At 70.8% G+C, this 20680-nt stretch carries 20 protein-coding genes; 9 read left to right on the top strand and 11 right to left on the bottom strand.

Annotated elements, in window-relative coordinates:
- Nucleotides 1–260: 260 nt before the first annotated feature.
- From ACZ4WV_RS21635 to ACZ4WV_RS21600, 8 genes are read right to left on the bottom strand one after another with little or no spacing between them, the layout of a single operon-like run.
- Nucleotides 261–638, bottom strand: coding sequence for a metal-sulfur cluster assembly factor (locus ACZ4WV_RS21635; RefSeq protein ID WP_465749055.1), 378 nt, complete (start codon nucleotides 636–638; stop codon nucleotides 261–263).
- A gap of 22 nt (nucleotides 639–660) precedes the next feature.
- Complete coding sequence (gene sufU / locus ACZ4WV_RS21630) at nucleotides 661–1113, bottom strand: Fe-S cluster assembly sulfur transfer protein SufU (protein ID WP_465749053.1); 453 nt, start codon at nucleotides 1111–1113, stop codon at nucleotides 661–663.
- A gap of 19 nt (nucleotides 1114–1132) precedes the next feature.
- Entirely contained in the window at nucleotides 1133–2407 is a 1275-nt protein-coding gene (locus tag ACZ4WV_RS21625) for a cysteine desulfurase (protein ID WP_465749051.1), read from the bottom strand.
- On the bottom strand, nucleotides 2404–3168 hold the full coding sequence (sufC, locus tag ACZ4WV_RS21620) for a Fe-S cluster assembly ATPase SufC (RefSeq protein ID WP_465749049.1): 765 nt from the start codon (nucleotides 3166–3168) through the stop codon (nucleotides 2404–2406). Before sufC ends, ACZ4WV_RS21625 begins: the two co-directional genes overlap by 4 nt.
- A 6-nt stretch (nucleotides 3169–3174) precedes the next feature.
- Nucleotides 3175–3492, bottom strand: a complete 318-nt coding sequence (locus ACZ4WV_RS21615; protein WP_153463212.1) for a bifunctional 3-phenylpropionate/cinnamic acid dioxygenase ferredoxin subunit — start codon at nucleotides 3490–3492, stop codon at nucleotides 3175–3177.
- A 4-nt stretch (nucleotides 3493–3496) separates the two neighbouring features.
- On the bottom strand, nucleotides 3497–4726 hold the full coding sequence (gene sufD / locus ACZ4WV_RS21610) for a Fe-S cluster assembly protein SufD (RefSeq protein WP_465749047.1): 1230 nt from the start codon (nucleotides 4724–4726) through the stop codon (nucleotides 3497–3499).
- A gap of 58 nt (nucleotides 4727–4784) precedes the next feature.
- Nucleotides 4785–6200 carry a Fe-S cluster assembly protein SufB gene (sufB, locus tag ACZ4WV_RS21605; protein WP_465749045.1) on the bottom strand — a complete coding sequence of 472 codons (1416 nt, stop codon included), beginning with the start codon at nucleotides 6198–6200 and terminating at the stop codon, nucleotides 4785–4787.
- A gap of 9 nt (nucleotides 6201–6209) precedes the next feature.
- Entirely contained in the window at nucleotides 6210–7052 is an 843-nt protein-coding gene (locus ACZ4WV_RS21600; protein ID WP_465749213.1) for a helix-turn-helix transcriptional regulator, read from the bottom strand.
- Between the two features lie 164 nt (nucleotides 7053–7216).
- Between ACZ4WV_RS21600 and ACZ4WV_RS21595 the strand changes: the two genes are divergently transcribed.
- On the top strand, nucleotides 7217–8143 hold the full coding sequence (locus ACZ4WV_RS21595; protein WP_465749043.1) for an ABC transporter ATP-binding protein: 927 nt from the start codon (nucleotides 7217–7219) through the stop codon (nucleotides 8141–8143).
- A gap of 20 nt (nucleotides 8144–8163) precedes the next feature.
- Complete coding sequence (locus tag ACZ4WV_RS21590) at nucleotides 8164–8940, top strand: ABC transporter permease (protein WP_465749211.1); 777 nt, start codon at nucleotides 8164–8166, stop codon at nucleotides 8938–8940.
- 120 nt (nucleotides 8941–9060) lie between these two features.
- Here the strand turns inward: ACZ4WV_RS21590 and ACZ4WV_RS21585 are convergent, their stop codons facing one another.
- A complete protein-coding gene (locus ACZ4WV_RS21585; protein ID WP_465749041.1) occupies nucleotides 9061–9753 on the bottom strand; it encodes an LAETG motif-containing sortase-dependent surface protein in 693 nt (230 codons plus the stop codon).
- A 365-nt stretch (nucleotides 9754–10118) separates the two neighbouring features.
- Between ACZ4WV_RS21585 and ACZ4WV_RS21580 the strand changes: the two genes are divergently transcribed.
- A complete protein-coding gene (locus ACZ4WV_RS21580; RefSeq protein WP_465749209.1) occupies nucleotides 10119–11099 on the top strand; it encodes a COX15/CtaA family protein in 981 nt (326 codons plus the stop codon).
- 74 nt (nucleotides 11100–11173) lie between these two features.
- Here the strand turns inward: ACZ4WV_RS21580 and ACZ4WV_RS21575 are convergent, their stop codons facing one another.
- On the bottom strand, nucleotides 11174–11500 hold the full coding sequence (locus ACZ4WV_RS21575; protein WP_465749039.1) for a hypothetical protein: 327 nt from the start codon (nucleotides 11498–11500) through the stop codon (nucleotides 11174–11176).
- Nucleotides 11501–11572: 72 nt separating this feature from the next.
- Between ACZ4WV_RS21575 and ACZ4WV_RS21570 the strand changes: the two genes are divergently transcribed.
- Complete coding sequence (locus tag ACZ4WV_RS21570) at nucleotides 11573–12214, top strand: DUF2461 domain-containing protein (RefSeq protein WP_465749037.1); 642 nt, start codon at nucleotides 11573–11575, stop codon at nucleotides 12212–12214.
- Between the two features lie 79 nt (nucleotides 12215–12293).
- Here the strand turns inward: ACZ4WV_RS21570 and ACZ4WV_RS21565 are convergent, their stop codons facing one another.
- Entirely contained in the window at nucleotides 12294–13241 is a 948-nt protein-coding gene (locus tag ACZ4WV_RS21565; protein ID WP_465749036.1) for a heme o synthase, read from the bottom strand.
- A gap of 476 nt (nucleotides 13242–13717) precedes the next feature.
- Here ACZ4WV_RS21565 and tkt point away from each other — a divergent pair, with 476 nt between their 5' ends.
- From tkt to pgl, 5 genes are all read left to right on the top strand, one after another.
- Nucleotides 13718–15817, top strand: coding sequence for a transketolase (tkt, locus tag ACZ4WV_RS21560; RefSeq protein WP_465749034.1), 2100 nt, complete (start codon nucleotides 13718–13720; stop codon nucleotides 15815–15817).
- An 85-nt stretch (nucleotides 15818–15902) separates the two neighbouring features.
- Nucleotides 15903–17045: a transaldolase gene (gene tal, locus ACZ4WV_RS21555; RefSeq protein WP_465749032.1), complete on the top strand. Its 1143-nt coding sequence runs from the start codon at nucleotides 15903–15905 to the stop codon at nucleotides 17043–17045.
- Nucleotides 17046–17109: 64 nt separating this feature from the next.
- On the top strand, nucleotides 17110–18666 hold the full coding sequence (zwf, locus tag ACZ4WV_RS21550) for a glucose-6-phosphate dehydrogenase (protein ID WP_465749030.1): 1557 nt from the start codon (nucleotides 17110–17112) through the stop codon (nucleotides 18664–18666).
- Nucleotides 18663–19739, top strand: a complete 1077-nt coding sequence (gene opcA / locus ACZ4WV_RS21545) for a glucose-6-phosphate dehydrogenase assembly protein OpcA (RefSeq protein WP_465749028.1) — start codon at nucleotides 18663–18665, stop codon at nucleotides 19737–19739. Before zwf ends, opcA begins: the two co-directional genes overlap by 4 nt.
- Nucleotides 19736–20524, top strand: coding sequence for a 6-phosphogluconolactonase (gene pgl / locus ACZ4WV_RS21540; protein ID WP_465749026.1), 789 nt, complete (start codon nucleotides 19736–19738; stop codon nucleotides 20522–20524). The genes opcA and pgl overlap by 4 nt, the downstream gene beginning before the upstream one ends.
- The last annotated feature ends 156 nt before the right edge of the window (nucleotides 20525–20680 follow it).

Here is a 20680-nt window from a genome sequence, read left to right as displayed (position 1 = left end):
TCCCACCCCCCCTCCCCCCCCCCCCCCCCCCCCCCCCCCCCCCCCCCCCCCCCCCCCCCCCCCCCCCCCCCCCAAGGCCCGGGTCGGGCACCCGCCGGCAGGCGGGTGGGGGTGGACGGTGGGGAACGGCGGTGGACTTACCCAACACACCAGATGACGCGCGGGTGTTCACCCGGCAGCGGGCGAAGCGGGGCACGGAAACGCCACTGCCGCGCAAACCTTGCGGTTTGCGCGGCAGTGAATCAACGATCCACTCGACCTCAGACGTTGAAGCCCAGCGCCCGGAGCTGCTCGCGGCCGTCGTCGGTGATCTTGTCGGGGCCCCACGGCGGCATCCAGACCCAGTTGATGCGCAGGTCCTGGACCAGCCCGTCGGTGGCGGTCTTGGCCTGGTCCTCGATGACGTCGGTCAGCGGGCAGGCCGCCGAGGTGAGCGTCATGTCGATGGTGGCCACGTCGGACTCGTCGATGTGGATGCCGTAGATCAGGCCCAGGTTGACGACGTCGATGCCCAGTTCGGGGTCGACGACGTCCATCAGGGCCTCGGTCAGGTCCTCGACCGAGACGGTGCCGGCGGTGGTGCCGACGATGAGGCCGGTCGGCTGTTCCTCCACGGCGGAGGGGGTTTCGTCACTCATGGTTCTGTCCTCCTCTGCGGGGTCAGTCGTTCACGGCGGGGTTCTGGGCGAGGGCCTGGGCGGTGGCGTCCTTCCAGGCCATCCAGCTGAGCAGGGCGCACTTGACCCGGGCCGGGTACTTGGAGACGCCGGCGAACGCGACCGCGTCCTCCAGCACCTCCTCGTCGCCCTCGCCCTGGCCCTTGCTCTGCATCAGCTCCAGGAAGGCCTCCTGGACCGCCTGCGCCTCGCCGACGGTCTTGCCGACCACCAGGTCGTTGAGCACCGAGGCGCTCGCCTGGCTGATCGAACAGCCCTGGGACTCGTACGAGACGTCGGCGACCGTCGAGCCGTCGAGCTTCACCCGCAGGGTGATCTCGTCGCCGCACGTCGGGTTGACGTGGTGCACCTCGGCGTCACCGTCCCGCAGCCCCTTGCCGTGGGGGTTGCGGTAGTGGTCCAGGATGATCTCCTGGTACATCGAGTCGAGCTTCATGATCGTCCTGCCCCGTCCGTCAGCCGAAGAAGTTCCGGACGTGGTGCAGGCCGTCGATCAGCGCGTCGACCTCGCCCGGCGTCGAGTACAGATAGAACGACGCTCGCGTGGTCGCCGGAATTCCGTACCGGAGGCAGACGGGCCGCGCGCAGTGGTGGCCGACGCGTACGGCGATGCCCTGCTCGTCCAGCACCTGGCCCACGTCGTGCGGGTGGATGTCACCGAGGGTGAAGGAGATCGCGGCGCCGCGGTCGATGGCCGTGCGCGGGCCGATGATCCGCAGGTCCGGGACCTCCAGCAGCCGCTCGACGGCGTACTCGGTGATCGCGTGCTCGTGCGCCGCGATCTTGTCCATCCCGATGCCCTGGAGGTAGTCGATGGCCGCGCCGAGGCCGACCGCCTGGGCGATCGGCGGGGTGCCGGCCTCGAACTTGTGCGGCGCCGGGGCGTAGGTGGACGAGCCCATGGTGACGGTCTCGATCATCTCGCCGCCGCCGAGGAACGGCGGGAGGTCCTCCAGCAGCTCCTGGCGGCCCCAGAGCACGCCGATGCCGGTCGGGCCGAGCATCTTGTGGCCGGTGAAGGCGACGAAGTCGGCTTCCAGCGCCTGCACGTCCAGCACCATGTGCGGCGCGGCCTGCGAGGCGTCGATGACGACCAGCGCGCCGACCGACTGGGCCTTGCGGACGATCGTCTCGACCGGGTTGATCGTGCCGAGCAGGTTGGAGACCAGGGTGAAGGAGACGACCTTGGTCTTCTCGGTGATCAGCTCGTCGATGTCCGACAGGTCGAGCCGGCCCTCGTCGGTCAGCCCGAACCACTTCAGCTTCGCACCGGTGCGCTGCGACAGCAGCTGCCAGGGCACGATGTTGGAGTGGTGCTCCATCTCCGTGATGACGATCTCGGAGTCGGCGTCGACCCGGTACGGCTCGTCGGCCCAGCCGAGCATGTTGGCCACGAGGTTGAGCGACTCCGAGGCGTTCTTGGTGAAGATCACCTCGTTGCGGCTCGGCGCGTTGACGAAGGCCGCGACCTTGTCCCGGGCACCCTCGTACAGCGCCGTGGCCTCCTCGGCGAGCACGTGCACGCCGCGGTGGACGTTGGCGTTGTGCCGCTCGTAGTAGGCGTTCAGCGCCTCGAGCACCTGGCGCGGCTTCTGCGAGGTCGCCGCGTTGTCCAGGTAGACCAGCGGCTTGTCGTCGTGCAGCAGCCGCTGGAGGACCGGGAAGTCCTTGCGGATCGCGTCGGTGTCGAGCAGACCCGTCAGCCCCGAACGCTCATGGGCATGCGTCACTCGGATGCGCCCCCCTTCACATAAGCCTCGTAGCCCTCGTTCTCCAGCTTGTCGGCCAGCTCGGCACCGCCGGACTCGACGATGCGGCCGCCCGCGAAGACGTGGACGTAGTCGGGCTTGATGTACCGCAGGATGCGGGTGTAGTGGGTCACCAGCAGGGTGCCGACCTCGCCGGTCGAGCGGACCCGGTTGATGCCCTCGGAGACGATCCGCAGCGCGTCGACGTCCAGGCCGGAGTCGGTCTCGTCGAGGATCGCGATCTTCGGCTTGAGCAGCTCCAGCTGGAGGATCTCGTGGCGCTTCTTCTCGCCGCCGGAGAAGCCCTCGTTGACGTTGCGCTCGGCGAAGGCCGGGTCCATGTGGAGGGCGGCCATCGCCTCCTTGACCTCCTTCACCCACAGTCGCAGCTTCGGGGCCTCGCCGCGGACGGCGGTGGCGGCGGTGCGCAGGAAGTTGGAGACCGAGACGCCGGGGACCTCGACCGGGTACTGCATGGCCAGGAACACGCCGGCCTTGGCCCGCTCGTCGACGGACATCTCCAGCACGTCCTCGCCGTCCAGCAGCACGGAGCCGCCGGTGACGGTGTACTTGGGGTGGCCGGCCAGCGAGTAGGCCAGGGTGGACTTGCCGGAGCCGTTCGGACCCATGATGGCGTGGGTCTCGCCCTGCTTCACGGTCAGGTCGACGCCCTTCAGGATCTCGCGCGGGCCGTTCTCGGCCTCGACGGAGACGTGCAGGTCGCGGATTTCAAGGGTTGCCATGTGTACTCAGGACTCCTGGTTGACGGAGACGAGCACATCGTCCCCTTCGATCTTTACGGGGTAGACAGCGACCGGCTTGGTGGCGGGCAGGCCGGAGGGCTTGCCGGTGCGCAGGTCGAAGCTGGAGCCGTGCAGCCAGCACTCGATCATGCAGTCCTCGACCTCGCCCTCGGAGAGCGAGACGTTCGCGTGCGAGCAGATGTCGTTGATCGCGAACACCCCCTCGTCGGTGCGGACGACCGAGACCGGCACGCCGTTGAGGTCCACGCGCTTGGGCACGTCCTCCTGGAGGTCGCTCAGCGCGCAGGCACGCAGGAAGGTCATCTGGTCAGACCGCCGCTTCCAGCTCGGCCTCGATCTTCTCCATGAGCTGCTCCTGCACCTCGGGGACGCCGATCTGCTGCAGCAGCTCGGCGAAGAAGCCGCGGACGACCAGGCGGCGGGCTTCGTCGGCCGGGATGCCGCGGGCCATCAGGTAGAACAGCTGCTCGTCGTCGAAGCGGCCGGTCGCGGAGGCGTGGCCGGCGCCGACGATCTCGCCGGTCTCGATCTCCAGGTTCGGGATCGAGTCGACCCGGGCGCCGTCGGTGAGCACCAGGTTCCGGTTGAGCTCGTAGGTGTCGGTGCCGAGCGCGGAGGCGCGGATCAGCACGTCGCCGACCCAGACGGCGTGCGCGTCCTGGCCCTGGAGCGCGCCCTTGTACGCCACGTTCGACCGGCAGTGCGGCGTGTCGTGGTCGATGACGAGGCGGTGCTCCAGGTGCTGGCCGGCGTCGGCGAAGTACAGGCCGAACAGCTCGGCCTCGCCGCCGGGGCCGGTGTAGTTGACCCGGGGGTGCAGGCGGACGAGGTCGCCGCCGAAGGTGACGACCACCGACTTGAAGGAGGCGTCCCGCCCGACCAGCGCGTTGTGCTGGGCGGCGTGCACGGCGTCGCGGTCCCAGTCCTGGACGGAGACGAAGGTGAGCTTGGCACCGTCGCCGACCAGCAGCTCGACGTTGGCGGCCCGGGTGCCGGTGCCGGCGTGGCTGAGCACGACGACGGCCTCGGCGAACGGCTTGACGTCGATCACCACGTGGGCGAAGCGGACCCCGCCCTCGGCGCGCACGTCGATCCTGACCGGCTCGGACGGCACCGCGTCCTGGGGGACGGTGACGACGAGCGCCTGCTCGAAGGCGCTGAACGCCTGCGCCGCGACCCGGTCCACCGGCGTGCCGGCCTTGCCCAGGCGGGCGTCGTCCCGGCCGACGGTCTCGGCGGTGACGCCGTCCGGCAGGGTGAACTCGACCTTGTCCTCACCCCGCTCGGCGGCGGCCGCCGTCCCGTCGTGCAGCCCGCCCAGGCGGTGCAGCGGGGTGAACCGCCAGTCCTCCTCGCGGCCGTGCGGCACCGGGAAGTCGTTCACGTCGAAGGACGGCTTGACGGTGACGCGCGCGTCGATCGGCTGCTGGACCGCGGTCCGGCCGGTGCCGGGGCCGGCGAGCTGCGCGCCCGCGCCGGCGGTGCCGACCTCGATCGAACCGGCGGTGGTGGAGCCGGTGGTGTTCTGCTCAGCCATGGCTGTTCGTTGTGCTCTCTTCCTCGAAATCAGTGGACGGCGGGTGGTCGGCCGGGCGTCAGCCGACCGCACCCTCCATCTGCAGCTCGATCAGCCGGTTGAGTTCCAGCGCGTACTCCATCGGCAGCTCACGCGCGATCGGCTCGACGAAGCCGCGGACGATCATCGCCATCGCCTCGGTCTCGGTCAGGCCGCGGCTCATCAGGTAGAACAGCTGGTCCTCGCTGACCTTGGAGACGGTCGCCTCGTGGCCCATGGACACGTCGTCCTCGCGGACGTCCACGTACGGGTAGGTGTCCGAGCGGGAGACGGTGTCGACCAGCAGCGCGTCGCACAGCACGTTGGACTTGGCGCCGTGCGAGCCCTCGCCGATCTCGATCAGACCGCGGTAGGAGGTCCGGCCGCCGCCGCGCGCCACCGACTTGGAGACGATGTGCGAGGAGGTGTTCGGCGCCATGTGCACCATCTTGGCGCCGGCGTCCTGGTGCTGGCCCTCGCCCGCGAAGGCGATCGACAGGGTCTCGCCCTTGGCGTGCTCGCCCATCAGGTAGACGGCCGGGTACTTCATGGTGACCTTGGAGCCGATGTTGCCGTCGACCCACTCCATGGTCGCGCCCTCGTACGCCACGGCGCGCTTGGTGACCAGGTTGTAGACGTTGTTCGACCAGTTCTGGATGGTCGTGTAGCGGCAGCGGCCGCCCTTCTTGACGATGATCTCCACGACCGCCGAGTGCAGCGAGTCGGAGGAGTAGATCGGCGCGGTGCAGCCCTCGACGTAGTGGACGTAGGCGTCCTCGTCGACGATGATCAGCGTCCGCTCGAACTGGCCCATGTTCTCGGTGTTGATCCGGAAGTAGGCCTGGAGCGGGATGTCGACGTGCACGCCCTTCGGCACGTAGATGAAGGAGCCGCCGGACCACACGGCCGTGTTCAGCGCGGCGAACTTGTTGTCGCCGGCCGGGATAACGGTGCCGAAGTACTCCTTGAACAGCTCCGGGTGCTCGCGCAGCGCGGTGTCGGTGTCCAGGAAGATGACGCCCTGCTCCTCCAGGTCCTCGCGGATCTGGTGGTAGACGACCTCGGACTCGTACTGGGCGGCGACACCGGCGACCAGGCGCTGCTTCTCCGCCTCCGGGATGCCCAGCTTGTCGTACGTCGCCTTGATGTCCGCCGGCAGGTCCTCCCAGGACTCGGCCTGCTTCTCGGTGGAGCGGACGAAGTACTTGATGTTGTCGAAGTCGATGCCGGAGAGGTCGGACCCCCAGGTCGGCATGGGCTTCTTGCCGAACAGCTTCAGGCCCTTGAGACGCAGGTTCAGCATCCACTCGGACTCGTTCTTCTTCGCGGAGATGTCGCGGACGACCTCCTCGCTGAGCCCGCGCTTGGCCGCGGCACCGGCGGCGTCCGGGTCGGCCCAGCCGTACTCGTAGGTGCCCAGGCCCTCGAGCTCGGGGTGCGAAACGGTGTCAGTCATGCGAGCTTCCTAACGCGCGGACGCTGAATCTTCGGTGGACGTACTGGCAGTCGGCACTGCATCGGAGCCACGGGCCGCCGGGGGCCGGGCGGGCGACGATGCGGCACCGGGTGCCGGCACATAGGTGGTGCAGACCCCGTCGCCGTGGGCGATGGTGGCCAGCCGTTGCACATGGGTGCCCAGGAGCTGGGAGAAGACCTCGGTCTCCGCCTCGCAGAGCTGTGGGAACTGCTCGGCGATGTGCGCCACCGGGCAGTGGTGCTGGCAGAGCTGGGCGCCCGCCGGGGCCTTGGCCACGGCCGACGGGACACGCCGCACCGTGGCAGCGTACCCGTCCGCGCTCAGCGCTTGGGCGAGGGCCTCCGGGCGCTCCTGGGCATCGGCCAGCCGCAGGCTCTTCCGGTACTTCTCGCCCTGTTTGCCGAACCGGGCGCGGGCGAAGGCGGCGACCGCCTCCTCCCCCGCCTTGCCGCCGCCCACCGAGTCCGAGATCCAGCGCAGCGCGTCGGCGGCGAGCTGGTCGTACGCCTGGTAGAAGGCGTCCCGGCCGGCGTCGGTCAGCGCGAAGACCTTGGCCGGGCGGCCCCGGCCGCGGCTGCCGTAGACCCGCTGCTCGCGGGACTCGACCAGGCCGGCGGCGGCTAGGCCGTCGAGGTGGCGGCGGACGGCGGCGGCCGTGAGGCCGAGCCGGTTCGCCAGGTCGGCGGCGGAGGAGGGGCCGTGGTCCAGGATCGAGCGGGCGACCCGGTCACGCGTGGCGCGGTGGCCCTCCAGCAGCACCTCGGCCGCCGTCACGGGCACGTCGCAGTCGGGGGCCGACTCGGCCTCCTGCTGCTGGGCGTACTCGCGCATGTTTTTCACAACAACAGTGTTGCGTAATTAGTTCCGTCGGGACAACCCGTGATCCAGGCCTCACTCGTGTCATCTGTCACGCAGGTAAGGCTTACCTGACCTGGGCAAACGATCATTCGGGCCGCCGTCCGGCCCTTCCGTCGGGTCCTCTTACACTCGCCCGTATGCACTCCGAACCCGCGGTCCAGATCGCCGGGCTGGTCAAGCGCTACGGCGACAAAGCGGCCGTGGACGGTCTCGACCTCACCATCCCGGCCGGCGCGATCACCGCCGTCCTCGGCCCCAACGGCGCCGGCAAGACCACCACCATCGAGACCTGCGAGGGCTACCGCCGCCCCGACGCCGGCACCGTCCGCGTCCACGGCCTCGACCCGGTCACCCAGAGCGCCGCGCTGCGGCCCCGGATCGGCGTCATGCTCCAGTCCGGGGGCGTGTACGCGGGCGCGCGCGCCGTAGAGATGCTGCGACACACCGCCAAGCTGCACGCCGACCCGCTGGACGTGGACGCCCTGGTCGAGCGCCTCGGCCTCGGCTCCTGCGGCCGCACCACCTACCGCCGGCTCTCCGGCGGCCAGCAGCAGCGGCTCGCCCTGGCGATGGCCGTGGTCGGCCGACCCGAGCTGGTCTTCCTGGACGAGCCCACCGCCGGCCTCGACCCCCAGGCCCGCCGCGCCACCTGGGAGCTGGTCCGCGACCTGCGCCGGGACGGCGTCACCGTGGTGGTCACCACCCACCACATGGAGGAGGCCGAGCAGCTCGCCGACCGCGTCGCCATCATCGACCGCGGCAAGGTGATCGCCGACGGCACCACCGAGGAGCTGTGCCGCGGCGGCGCCGAGAACGCCCTGCGCTTCGACGGGCCGCCCGGGCTCGACCTCGGCCCGCTGCTCAAGGAACTGCCCGCCGGGGCCGCCGCCGTGGAGACCTCCCCCGGCAGCTACCGCGTCGAGGCGCCGGTGGACCCGCAGCTGGTCGCCACCGTCACCGGCTGGTGCGCGGCCTCCGGCATCCTGCCCGAGCGGCTGTCCGTGCAGCGCCGCAGCCTCGAAGACGTCTTCCTCGACCTGACCGGACGGGAGCTGCGGGCATGAGCGAACGGAGTGCGGGAACGATGAGCGCCACCACGACGGACTACTCCCCGAAGCCGGGCGCGGCCCCGGTCGGCCGGATGCTGCTGGCCCAGACGGCCTTCGAGACCCGGATGCTGCTGCGCAACGGCGAGCAGCTGCTGCTCACCGTGGTCATCCCGACCGTGCTGCTGGTGCTGTTCTCCGCCGTCGACATCGTCGCGGTGGAGGGCCCCGGCAAGCGGGTCGACTTCCTGGCGCCGGGCCTGCTGGCGCTCGCCGTGATGTCCACAGCCTTCACCGGCCAGGCCATCGCCACGGGCTTCGAGCGCCGCTACGGCGTGCTGAAGCGGCTCGGGGCCAGCCCGCTCCCCCGCTGGACGCTGCTGACCGCCAAGACCGGCTGCGTGCTGGTCACCGAGGCGCTCCAGGTCGCCCTGCTGTCGGTGATCGCCCTGGCGCTCGGCTGGTCCCCGCACGGCAACCCCCTCGCCGTGGTCGCGCTGCTGGTGCTCGGCACCGCCGCGTTCTCCGGGCTCGGCCTGCTGATGGCCGGCACCCTGAAGGCCGAGGCCACGCTGGCCGCCGCGAACCTGGTGTTCATCCTGCTGCTGCTGGCCGGCGGGGTGATCGTGCCGCTGAGCAAGTTCCCGGACGCCGTGCGGTCGGTGCTGGAGCTGCTGCCGATCTCGGCGCTCTCGGACGGCCTGCGGTCGGTGCTGCAGCACGGCGCCGGGGTCCCCTGGTCGGACCTCGGCGTGCTGGCCGGCTGGTCGGTGCTCGGACTGGCCGCGGCCGCCCGGTTCTTCCGCTGGGAGTAGCCGCGCACCAGCCCCCTCCCAGCCCGCACCCCCCACGCGCGACGCCCCCGGCCGACGAGGCCGGGGGCGTCACTGCTGTGCGGTGCGGCACTGCTGCGTGGTGCGTTCAGCCGACGGGCGTCAGCCCTGGCTGCCGCCGCGCCGCTTGCGGGCCAGCAGCACCAGCGCGCCGCCGACCAGCAGCACGCCGCCGCCGGCCGCCGCGATCACCGGGGTGGCGTCGCTGCTACCGGTCTGGGCGAGCGCCGGCGCGCTGGTGGCGGGCGCCGGGGCGGCCGGGCTCTTGCTGGGGGTGGGGGTCACCGACGGCGTCGGAGTGGCCGAGTGCGACGGGGTGCCCGACGGGGTGGTGCTCGGCGTCGGGGTCGGGGTCGCCGTCTGGGTGGGGGTGGGGGTCGGGGTCTTGGTGGGGGTCGGGGTCGGGGTCGGAGTCGGTGTGTGGCACGGCTCGATGGTCTTGGTCTCGTTGATGTTCCAGCCCTTCTCGGCCGGGTTCTCCGTGGTGCTGACCACCAGGTTGGCCTTGACCGGGGCGTCGTGGTCCTTCACCGGGAAGGTGCCGTGGAACTCCGCGGGGAAGGTCTTGGCGTCCAGGACCTTCTCACCGTCGATGGTGAGGCTGACGGTGTTCTTCACGTCAGGCTTGGGGCTGTAGTTGATCAGATTCACCACGACCTTGTCGCAGGTCACCGACCAGGTCGGGACGTGCGCCGAGGCACCGGTGGCCAGGGCAAGAGGCAGGAGAAAACCGGCCGCCGCCGTACCGACGAGCGCCGTCGCGCCGATCCGAATGTGCCGCTGCTGTCGCGCCATTTACGCTGTTCCCCTCCGAACGGTCTTGCGCAGCAGGCGCGTTGAAGTGGATCGCGGTGGCCCGCTACGACTGTCCGGGGGACTCTACCGGCACCTCCGCACCTCGCCACACCCCGCCGCACGACCGGATTTCGTCTGTCGGTCCGTTCCCGGATGTGCTTGACCAGCCCATCACAGCCGTCACCTCGCAGAACGCGGATTCGGCAAAGTTGAATGAACTTGGTCACCTTGAGAAGAGAACGGTGTTTCCCGGTGATCAGGTTCAGTCACCGGGGAGCTCGGGGCAGTCAGCCGACAAACAACCCGGCCGCACTCAGCGCCTTGGCCCGTGCCCCGCCCCAAGATCGCCTGTAAGGGCACCTACGATTGACCGCGTGCATACCCCCTTCTCCCTGCTCGCCGAGCGCTGGCAGCCCTCCGCCGCGATGGTCCGGCGCGCCGCGTTCGCCGCGCTGGTGATGAGCGTGGTGATCGTCGTCACCGGCGGCGCCGTCCGGCTCACCGCCTCCGGCCTCGGCTGCACGACCTGGCCCCGCTGCACCGACGAGAGCCTGACACCCACCGCGGCGATGGGCTTCCACGGCGTCGTCGAGTTCACCAACCGGATGCTCACCTACGTGCTCAGCGCGGCGGTCGGCTGGGCGATCCTGGCCGCCCGCTGCCACCGGCCGTGGCGGCGCGGTCTGACCAGGCTCGGCTGGGCGCAGTTCTGGCTGGTGATGAGCAATGCCGTGCTCGGCGGCATCACCGTGCTGACCGGGTTGAATCCGTACACCGTGGCACTGCACATGATCGCCGCGATGGCCCTGGTCTGGGTCGCGCTGCTGATGTGGGAGCGCAGCAAGGAGGGCGACGGCCCGGCGAGGCTGTCGGTGGCCCGCCCGATCCACCAGCTCTCCAACGTGCTGGTGGCGGTGGTCGGGCTGCTCGTTGCGGCCGGCACCCTGGTCACCGGAGCCGGCCACCACCCGGGCACGCCCCAGGACAACAAGATCGTCCCGCGCATCCCGATCGACTACGACAGGCTGGCCCAGTTCCACGCTGATTTCGCGTTCGTCTCGGTGGGCCTGACCATCGCGATGATCTTCGTATTTGCGGCAGTGAAGGCCCCCCAGCCCGCCAAGGCCCGCACCAAGGAATTGCTCGCGGTGCTGCTGCTGCAAGGCGTCCTCGGCTTCATCCAGTACTTCACCGATGCGCCCGAGCTCATGGTCGGCCTCCACATGCTCGGCGCAACCCTGACGTGGATCGCCGCCCTCCGCATCCCCCTCGCCCTCCGCGTACGCGAGATGGATGGGACGTCCGACCAGCTGCCCACCCGTACCCCTCAGCCCGCCTCGGTCTGACCCCGCCGGGCACCCACGACGGCCCGGCTCCCCCATCCGGGGAGCCGGGCCGTCGTCGCTCAAACCGGGGCCGCTCAGCTGCCGAGCTGGATGCCGGCCATCCGCTTCCACTCGTACGGGCCGGTCTTGACCTTGAGGCCCAGCTCGCCCTCGAAGGCGTCGTGCAGGGTCAGCCCGGCCAGCTCCGCGGCGCGGCGGCCGACGGCGTAGCTGGGGGCCACCTGGTCGCCCCAGGCGCCGTCCGCGCCGACCACGACGATCCGGGTGGCCACGGCGCCGACGTACTCGACGACCGCGTCGGCGCTGCCGCCGTGCTGCTGGGCGAAGCTGGTCAGGTGCTTGGCGATGCGCTTGGCGCGGCGCTCGGTACGGGCGTCCGGCACGGTCTCTACGCTGCTCATGCCCGCATGCTACCCACCGGTACGCGCGCTGGCGACGGGAGCGGCCTGTGCACCGGGCCACATACTGGAGGCGTGACCTTCTCCGGCTGGCCGACCGAGGCGCTCGACTTCTACGAGCACCTGGAGGCCGACAATTCCAAGGCCTTCTGGCAGGCCCACAAGGAGCAGTACGAGCACGCCGTCCGCACCCCGATGGAGCTGCTGCTCGCCGAGCTGGAGCCGGAGTTCGGGCCGGGGAAGATCTTCCGCCCGAACCGGGACGTCCGTTTCAGCTCCGACAAGTCCCCGTACAAGACGCACATCGGCGCGCACCTGGAAGCCGGCGGCTACATCCAGCTGTCCGCCGACGGGCTGGCCTGCGGCAACGGTATGTACCAGCTCGCCCCGGACCAGCTGGAGCGCTACCGTGCCGCCGTCGCCGAGGACGTCACCGGCGCCGAGCTGGAGCGGGTGATCGCCGTGGTGGAGAAGGAGGGGCCGCGGGTGGCCGGACGCGACTCCCTGAAGTCCGCGCCGCGCGGCTTCCCCAAGGACCACCCGAGGATCGGGCTGCTGCGCCACAAGGGCCTGGTGGCCTGGCAGGACTGGGCTCCGGCGAAGTGGCTCGGCACTCGGGCGGCCTACACCCGGGTCACCGGTTTCCTGCGTGCCTCCCAGCCGCTGCGGGACTGGCTGGACGATCACGTCGGCCCGTCGGAACTGCCCGTCCGCTGAGACGGTTCAAGAACTCGAAACCGCCCCCGGAACGCGAAGGAGCCCCGGTCCACCGGACCGGGGCTCTCCCCACCAAGCGTTACTTGACGAACGGGTCGATCGCGCACACCACGAAGAGCAGCGACAGGTAGGTGATCGACCAGTGGAACAGCCGCATCTCCTTCAGCTTCGCGCCCACGACCCCGGCCTTGGCCCGCCCGTACAGCGCGTGCGCCTCGCGCAGCCACGCCGCGCCCAGGACCACCGCGGAGACGGGGTACAGCCAGCTCATGTGCCCCAGCGGCCACACCGCCAGCGAGGTCGCCACCATCACCCAGGAGTAGGCGACGACCTGCTTGCCGACCGCCACGTTGCCCTTGATCACCGGGAGCATCGGCACGCCCGCGCGCAGGTAGTCGTCGCGCACCTTCATCGACAGCACCCAGGTGTGCGGCGGCGTCCAGAAGAACACCACCAGGAACAGCGCCACCGCCGCCCAGGACAGCGAGTTCGTCACCGAGGACCAGCCGACCAGCACCGGCATGCAGCCGGCGATGCCGCCCCAGACGATGTTCTGCGAGGTGCGCCGCTTGAGGCCCAGCGTGTAGACGAACACGTAGAACAGCAGGGCCCCCAGCGCCAGCCCGGCGGAGAGCCAGTTGACGCCGAAGCCCAGCAGCAGCGTCGAGACGACCGCCAGCACGACGCCGAACACCAGCGCCTCGCGCGGCGACACCATCCCGGTGACGATCGGCCGCCGCTCGGTGCGCGTCATCAGCGCGTCGATGTCGCGGTCGATGTACATGTTGAGGGCGTTGGCGCCGCCCGCCGACAGGTAGCCGCCGACCACGACCTTCAGTACCAGCAGCATGTCCGGAACACCCTGCTGCGCCAGGAACATCACCGGCACGGTGCTCATCAGCAGCAGCTCGATGATCCGAGGCTTGGTCAGTGCTACGAAGGCGCCGACACGGGCCCCGATGGGCCGGTGCGCAGGAGTCGCCCCGGTGACCCCGGCGGGACGGGTTTCGACGGCGGTCACTAACACCCCAACTGAAGATGAATCCTCGCAGGCGGCCACGGGAACGATGGGTCCCGAATCGTCCGCTCTGCGCGTACCACGCCACCATAGACGCTCCATATATCCCATCCGGCTCCGGGGTCCCCCGGCGAGGCGGATCGCACACCCCTGAGTGAACCGGCCGAGTGGACCGGCTGGGTGAAGCCACGAACCGCTTCCGGCGTGTCTGCGCGACCCGCCCCGGCCGTCCGGGCGGCGCGACCCGGCAAACCGGGGGAGGCTGGGACAAAATCAGTCAGAACGCCCTAGTGGGAATCACCATGCGGAAATCCCGGTTGTCCCGGCACGGAGGGTGAGCCCCGGGCCGGACGGTAGGCTCGCACGGAGAAGCGGGATCTACCCTCCGTGACCGGCACCATCCTCAGTCGGGACCACAGCGCCGTGGCCGACCCGGTCCCCATTCACGGGGTCACTCTTCACAATGGAAGGAGCCCTGAGACAGGGTGAGCACTGCGCCGACGAACGCATTCGAGTGGACCGAACTGGACGAGCGCACGGTTGACACGGCGCGCGTCCTGGCCATGGACGCTGTCCAGAAGGTCGGCAACGGACACCCCGGGACGGCCATGTCGCTGGCCCCCGCGGCGTACCTGATCTTCCAGCGCTTCCTGCGCCACGACCCGACCGACCCGGCCTGGGCCGGCCGCGACCGCTTCGTCCTCTCCCCCGGGCACACCAGCCTGACGCTCTACACCCAGCTCTACTTCTCCGGCTACGGCCTGGAACTGGACGACCTCAAGGCCTTCCGCGTGGCCGGCAGCCGCACCCCCGGCCACCCCGAGCACGGTCACACCGCCGGTGTCGAGACCACCACCGGCCCGCTCGGCCAGGGCATCGCCAACGCGGTCGGCATGGCGATGGCCGCCCGCTACGAGCGCGGCCTGTTCGACCCGGACGCCCCCGCCGGCGAGTCCCCCTTCGACCACACCATCTGGGCCATCGTCTCCGACGGCGACCTGGAGGAGGGCATCTCCGCCGAGGCCTCCTCGCTGGCCGGACACCAGAAGCTGGGCAACCTGGTCGCCCTGTACGACGACAACCACATCTCGATCGAGGGCGACACCGACACCGCCTTCTCCGAGGACGTCCTCAAGCGCTACGAGGCCTACGGCTGGCACGTCCAGCGGGTCGCCCCGAAGGCCAACGGCGACATCGACGTCGAGGCCCTCGCCCAGGCGCTGGCCGCCGCCAAGGCCGAGACCTCCCGCCCGTCGATGATCGCGATGCGCACGATCATCGCCTGGCCGGCCCCGGACGCCCAGAACACCGCCAAGGCGCACGGCTCCGCGCTCGGTGCCGCCGAGATCGCCGCCACCAAGAAGGTCCTGGGCTTCGACCCGGAGAAGACCTTCGAGGTCAGCGAGACCGTCATCGAGCACGCCCGCAAGGTCATCAAGCGCGGCAAGGCCGCGCGCGACCAGTGGGAGAAGTCCTTCGCCGCCTGGCGCGCCGCCAACCCGCACCGCTCCGCCGAGTTCGACCGCATCCAGGCCGGCGAGCTGCCCGAGGGCTGGAAGAGGGCCGTCCCCTCCTTCCCGGCCGGCAAGGACGTCGCCACCCGCAAGGCCTCCGGCGAGACCCTCAAGGCGCTCGGCGCGGTGATCCCGGAGCTGTGGGGCGGCTCGGCCGACCTCGCCGAGTCCAACCTCACCACCATCGACGAGGACAGCTCCTTCCTCCCCGAGGGCAACCCGCTGAAGTCCGCCAGCCCGTACGGCCGGACGATCCACTTCGGCATCCGCGAGCACGCCATGGGCTCGACCATGAACGGCATCGCGCTGCACGGGCGGACCCGCGTCTACGGCGGCACCTTCCTGGTCTTCGCCGACTACATGCGCCCGGCCGTGCGCCTGGCCGCGCTGATGAAGCTGCCGGTCACCTACGTCTGGACGCACGACTCGATCGGCCTGGGCGAGGACGGCCCGACCCACCAGCCGGTCGAGCACCTGGCCGCGCTGCGCGCCATCCCGGGCCTGGCCATGGTCCGCCCGGCGGACGCCAACGAGACCGCCGTCGCCTGGCGCACGATCATCGAGCGCCAGACCACCCACCCCGGCCCGGTCGGCCTGGCGCTCACCCGCCAGAACGTCCCGACCTTCGACCGCGAGGCCTTCGCCTCCGCCGAGGGCACCGCGAAGGGCGGCTACGTCCTGGCCGAGGCCTCCACCGGCGACCCCCAGCTGATCCTGATGGGCACCGGCTCCGAGGTCCAGCTCGCCGTCCAGGCCCGCGAGGTCCTGGAGGCCGAGGGCGTCGCCACCCGCGTCGTCTCCATCCCGTCCTTCGAGTGGTTCCAGGAGCAGGACCAGGCGTACCGCGACAGCGTGCTGCCGCCCTCCGTCAAGGCCCGGGTCTCGGTCGAGGCCGGCATCGCCCAGGGCTGGCGCGAGCTGGTCGGCGACCACGGCCGGATCGTCTCGCTGGAGCACTTCGGCGCCTCCGCCGACTACAAGGTGCTCTTCGAGGAGTTCGGCCTGACCGCCGAGCGAGTGGTCGCCGAGGCGCACAACGCCCTGCGCGCCCTCGAAGCCGTCAACCGCTAGTTCCGCTCCGGCCGCGTACCTCGCCCGCACGCGGGTACGCGGCCCCCCTGACTACCCCACGAAGCAGAAGAAGGACTGAAGCACCATGACTGACGCACTGAAGCGCCTCAGCGACGAAGGCGTTGCGATCTGGCTGGACGACCTCAGCCGCAAGCGGCTGAACTCCGGCAACCTGGCCGAGCTGGTGCAGAACAAGCACGTGGTGGGTGTCACCACCAACCCGACCATCTTCCAGAAGGCCATCGCCGGCAGCGGCGACACCTCGTACGACGGCCAGCTGCGCGACCTCGCGGTCCGCAAGGTCACCACCGAGGAGGCGATCCGCATGATCACCACCTCGGACGTGCGGGACGCCGCCGACGTGCTGCGCCCGGTCTACGACGCCTCCAACGGCCGTGACGGCCGGGTCTCCATCGAGGTCGACCCGCGTCTGGCGCACGAGACCGCCCCGACCGTGGCCGAGGCCAAGCAGCTGTGGTGGCTCGTCGACCGCCCGAACGTCTTCATCAAGATCCCCGCCACCCGGGCCGGCCTGCCCGCCATCAGCGAGGTCATCGGCCTGGGCATCAGCGTCAACGTCACGCTGATCTTCTCGCTGGACCGCTACAAGGCCGTCATGGACGCCTACCTGACCGGTCTGGAGACCGCCAAGGCCAAGGGCCTGGACCTCTCCCAGATCGAGTCGGTCGCCTCCTTCTTCGTGTCCCGCGTGGACACCGAGATCGACAAGCGCCTGGACAAGGTCGGCGGCGACGCCAAGGACCTGCGCTCCAAGGCCGCCCTGGCCAACGCCCGCCTCGCCTACCAGGCGTACGAGGAGGTCTTCGGCAGCGTCGACGGCAAGACCGACGGCAGCGCCCGCTGGAAGGCCCTGGAGGCCGCCGGCGCCAAGCCGCAGCGCCCGCTCTGGGCCTCCACCGGTGTCAAGGACCCGGCCCTGCCGGACACCCTGTATGTCACCGAGCTGGTCGCCCCCGGCACCGTGAACACGATGCCCGAGGCCACCCTGGACGCCACCGGCGACCACGGCGTGGTCACCGGCAACACCATCGTCCCCAACTACGCCGACGCCAAGGCCGTCCTGGACGCCGTCGCGGCCGCCGGCGTGGACTACCAGGACGTGGTCCAGGTCCTGGAGGACGAGGGCGTGCAGAAGTTCGAGCAGTCCTGGCAGGAACTGCTCGACACCGTCACCGCCTCGCTGGAATCCTTCGCCACCGAGAAGTGACCCCTGCTCACACAGCCAGCGCACGAAAGCGGAGCACACCGAAGTGAGCACTGATTTCCCTGAGTTGACGTCAGACTCGGACGCGGACGACCTCCCGGCCACCCCCGTCAACCCGCTTCGTGACCCCTCCGACCGGCGGCTCCCGCGCATCGCGGGGCCGTCCGGCCTGGTCATCTTCGGGGTCACCGGCGACCTGTCCCGCAAGAAGCTGATGCCGGCCATCTACGACCTCGCCAACCGGGGTCTGCTGCCGCCGGGCTTCTCGCTCGTCGGCTTCGCCCGCCGCGAGTGGGACGACGAGGACTTCGCCAAGGAGGTCCACGACGCCGTCCGGGACCACGCCCGCACCCCGTTCCGGGAGGAGGTCTGGCAGCAGCTCGCCAAGGGCATGCGCTTCGTCCACGGCACGTTCGACGACGACGACGCCTTCGACAAGCTGCGCCAGACCATTGAGGAACTGGACAAGGCCCAGGGCACCGGCGGCAACTTCGCCTTCTACCTGTCCGTCCCGCCGAAGTTCTTCCCGACCGTCGTCCAGCAGCTCAAGAAGCACGGCCTGGCCGACCCTCCGCAGGGTTCCTGGCGCCGCGCCGTCATCGAGAAGCCCTTCGGCCACGACCTGGAGAGCGCCCAGGAGCTCAACAAGGTCGTCCACGAGGTCTTCCCGCGCGACGAGGTCTTCCGGATCGACCACTACCTGGGCAAGGAGACCGTCCAGAACATCCTGGCGCTGCGCTTCGCCAACCAGATGTTCGAGCCGATCTGGAACCGCTCGTACGTCGACCACGTGCAGATCACCATGGCCGAGGACATCGGCATCGGCGGCCGGGCCGGCTACTACGACGGCATCGGTTCCGCCCGTGACGTCATCCAGAACCACCTGCTCCAGCTGATGGCGCTCACCGCCATCGAGGAGCCGGCGTCGTTCCACCCCAAGGCGCTGGTGGCCGAGAAGCTCAAGGTGCTCAGCGCCGTCAAGCTCCCGGCCGACCTGGGCCGGCACACCGTGCGCGGCCAGTACGCGGCGGGCTGGCAGGGCGGCGAGGAGGTCGCCGGCTACCTGGACGAGGACGGCATCGACCCCGAGTCCAAGACCGACACCTACGCGGCCATCAAGCTGGAGATCAACAACCGCCGCTGGGCGGGTGTCCCGTTCTACCTGCGCACCGGCAAGCGCCTGGGCCGCCGGGTCACCGAGATCGCGGTGGTCTTCCAGCGCGCCCCGTACCTGCCGTTCGACTCCTACGCGACCGAGGAGCTGGGGCAGAACGCCCTGGTCATCCGGGTCCAGCCGGACGAGGGCGTGACGGTGCGGTTCGGCTCCAAGGTGCCGGGCACCTCCTTCGAGGTCCGGGACGTCACGATGGACTTCGCCTACGGCGAGTCCTTCACGGAGTCCAGCCCGGAGGCGTACGAGCGGCTCATCCTCGACGTGCTGCTCGGCGACGCCAACCTGTTCCCGCGCCACCAGGAGGTCGAGCTCTCCTGGCAGATCCTCGACCCGATCGAGAAGTACTGGGACGCCCACGGCAAGCCGGCCCAGTACGCGGCGGGCACCTGGGGTCCCGCCGAGGCGGACGAGATGCTCGCACGAGACGGCAGGAGCTGGCGCCGGCCATGAAGATCGACCTCACCAACACCACGTCCAGCAAGATCAACGCCGCACTGATGGAGGCCCGCCGGGCCAGCGGCTCCACCGCTGCCGGCATGGTGCTCACCCTGGTGATCGTGACCGACGAGGGCAGCGCGTACGACGCCCTCAAGGCCGCCAACGAGGCCTCCCGCGAGCACCCGATGCGCACCCTCGCGGTGATCAAGCGCGCCGGGCGCTCGCCCCGGGCCCGTGCCGAGACCCGCCTGGACGCCGAGGTCCTGGTCGGCACGGACGCCGGCTCCGGCGAAACGGTCATCCTGCGCATGCACGGCGAACTCGCCTCGCACGCCCAGTCGGTGGTCCTGCCGCTGCTGCTGCCGGACGCCCCGACCGTCGTCTGGTGGCCGGAGAACGCGCCGCTGCACCCGGCGCAGGACCCGCTGGGCGCGCTCGCCCAGCGCCGGATCACCGACGCGGTCACCGCCGAGTCCCCGGTCGGCCAGCTCGCCCAGCGGGCCGAGAGCTACACCCCGGGCGACACCGACCTGGCCTGGACCCGGCTCACCGGCTGGCGCTCCATGCTCGCCGCCGCACTGGACCAGCGGCCGTCCCGGATCCTCTCCGCGGTGGTCGAGGGCGAGTCCTACAACCCCAGCGTCGAGCTGCTCGGCCTGTGGCTGCTCAACCGGCTGCACGCGCCGGTCGAGCGGAGGGTCACCGGCGGCCCGGGCATCACCGCGGTGCACCTGCGCACCAAGGACGGGGACATCACCCTGGACCGCCCGGACGGCCTGATGGGCACGCTCTCGATGCCCGGCTCGCCGGACCGCCAGGTGGCGCTCAAGCGGCGCGAGACCTCGGAGCTGATCGCCGAGGAGCTGCGCCGGCTCGACCCGGACGACATCTACTCGACGGCCGTGCGCACGTCCATCGAGCGGCTGCGCGAGCCGTCCAACGCCGAGACGGGGGCGGCCGAGCAGATCGCCCAGGCGGTCGAGGCCGCGGTGGCCGAGCCGGACGGGGCGACGGCCGACGCGGAGAAGAAGCCCGCGGCCAGGAAGACCGCCGGCAAGCGCTCCCCCTCCAAGGACGGCGCATGACCAACGCGACCCCGCAGCTGGTCGTCCACCGGGACAAGGAGCTGATGGCCCAGGCGGCCGCAGCCCGGCTGATCACCCGGATCGTGGACGCCCAGGCCGCCCGCGGCACCGCCTCGGTGGTGCTGACCGGCGGCCGCAACGGCAACGCCCTGCTGGCCGCGATCGCCGCCTCCCCGGCGCGCGACGCGGTCGACTGGGGCCGGCTGGACCTCTGGTGGGGCGACGAGCGCTTCGTGCCCGCCGCCGACCCGGACCGCAACGCCGTCCAGGCCCGCGCCGAGCTGCTGGACGCTGTCCCGCTCGACCCGGCGCGGGTGCACGAGATGCCCGCCTCGGACGGGGTGGACGGCTCGGACCTGGAGACCGCCGCCGCCCGCTACGCCGAGGAGCTGGCGCGGGCCGCCGGGCCGGGCGAGCGGACCGGCGTCCCGGCCTTCGACGTGCTGCTGCTCGGCGTCGGCCCGGACACCCACGTCGCCTCGCTGTTCCCCGAGCACCCGGGGGTGCGGGAGACCGAGCTGACGGTGGTCGGCGTGCGCGGGGCCCCCAAGCCCCCGCCGACCCGGATCTCGCTCACCCTCCCGGCGATCCGGGCGGCCCGCGAGGTCTGGCTGCTGGCCGCGGGCGAGGACAAGGCGGGCGCGGTCGCGCTGGCCCTGTCCGGCCCCGGCGAGCTCCAGGCGCCCGCCTCCGGCGCGTACGGCCGCAGCCGCACCCTGTGGCTGCTGGACCGCGCCGCCGCGGAGCGGATCCCGCCGCAGCTCTACCCGCCGGCCTCGGCGTAACCGCCGCGAGCGCCGAAAAGGCGGAGGGGGGGGGGCGTCCCCCCCCCGGGGGGTCGCCCACCTTTTTTTTTTCTTGTCTCCCCCCCTTGGGTTTCCTTCCCGCGGCTTCCGTTCGACGGTCCAACCCCCCCTCTTCTCCCTTAGCTCCCCCCTCTC

This window comes from Kitasatospora sp. NPDC029312, assembly GCF_055569215.1.
The sequence above is the reverse complement of the archived record's forward strand: the minus strand, read 5'-3'. Positions and strand labels throughout refer to the sequence as shown.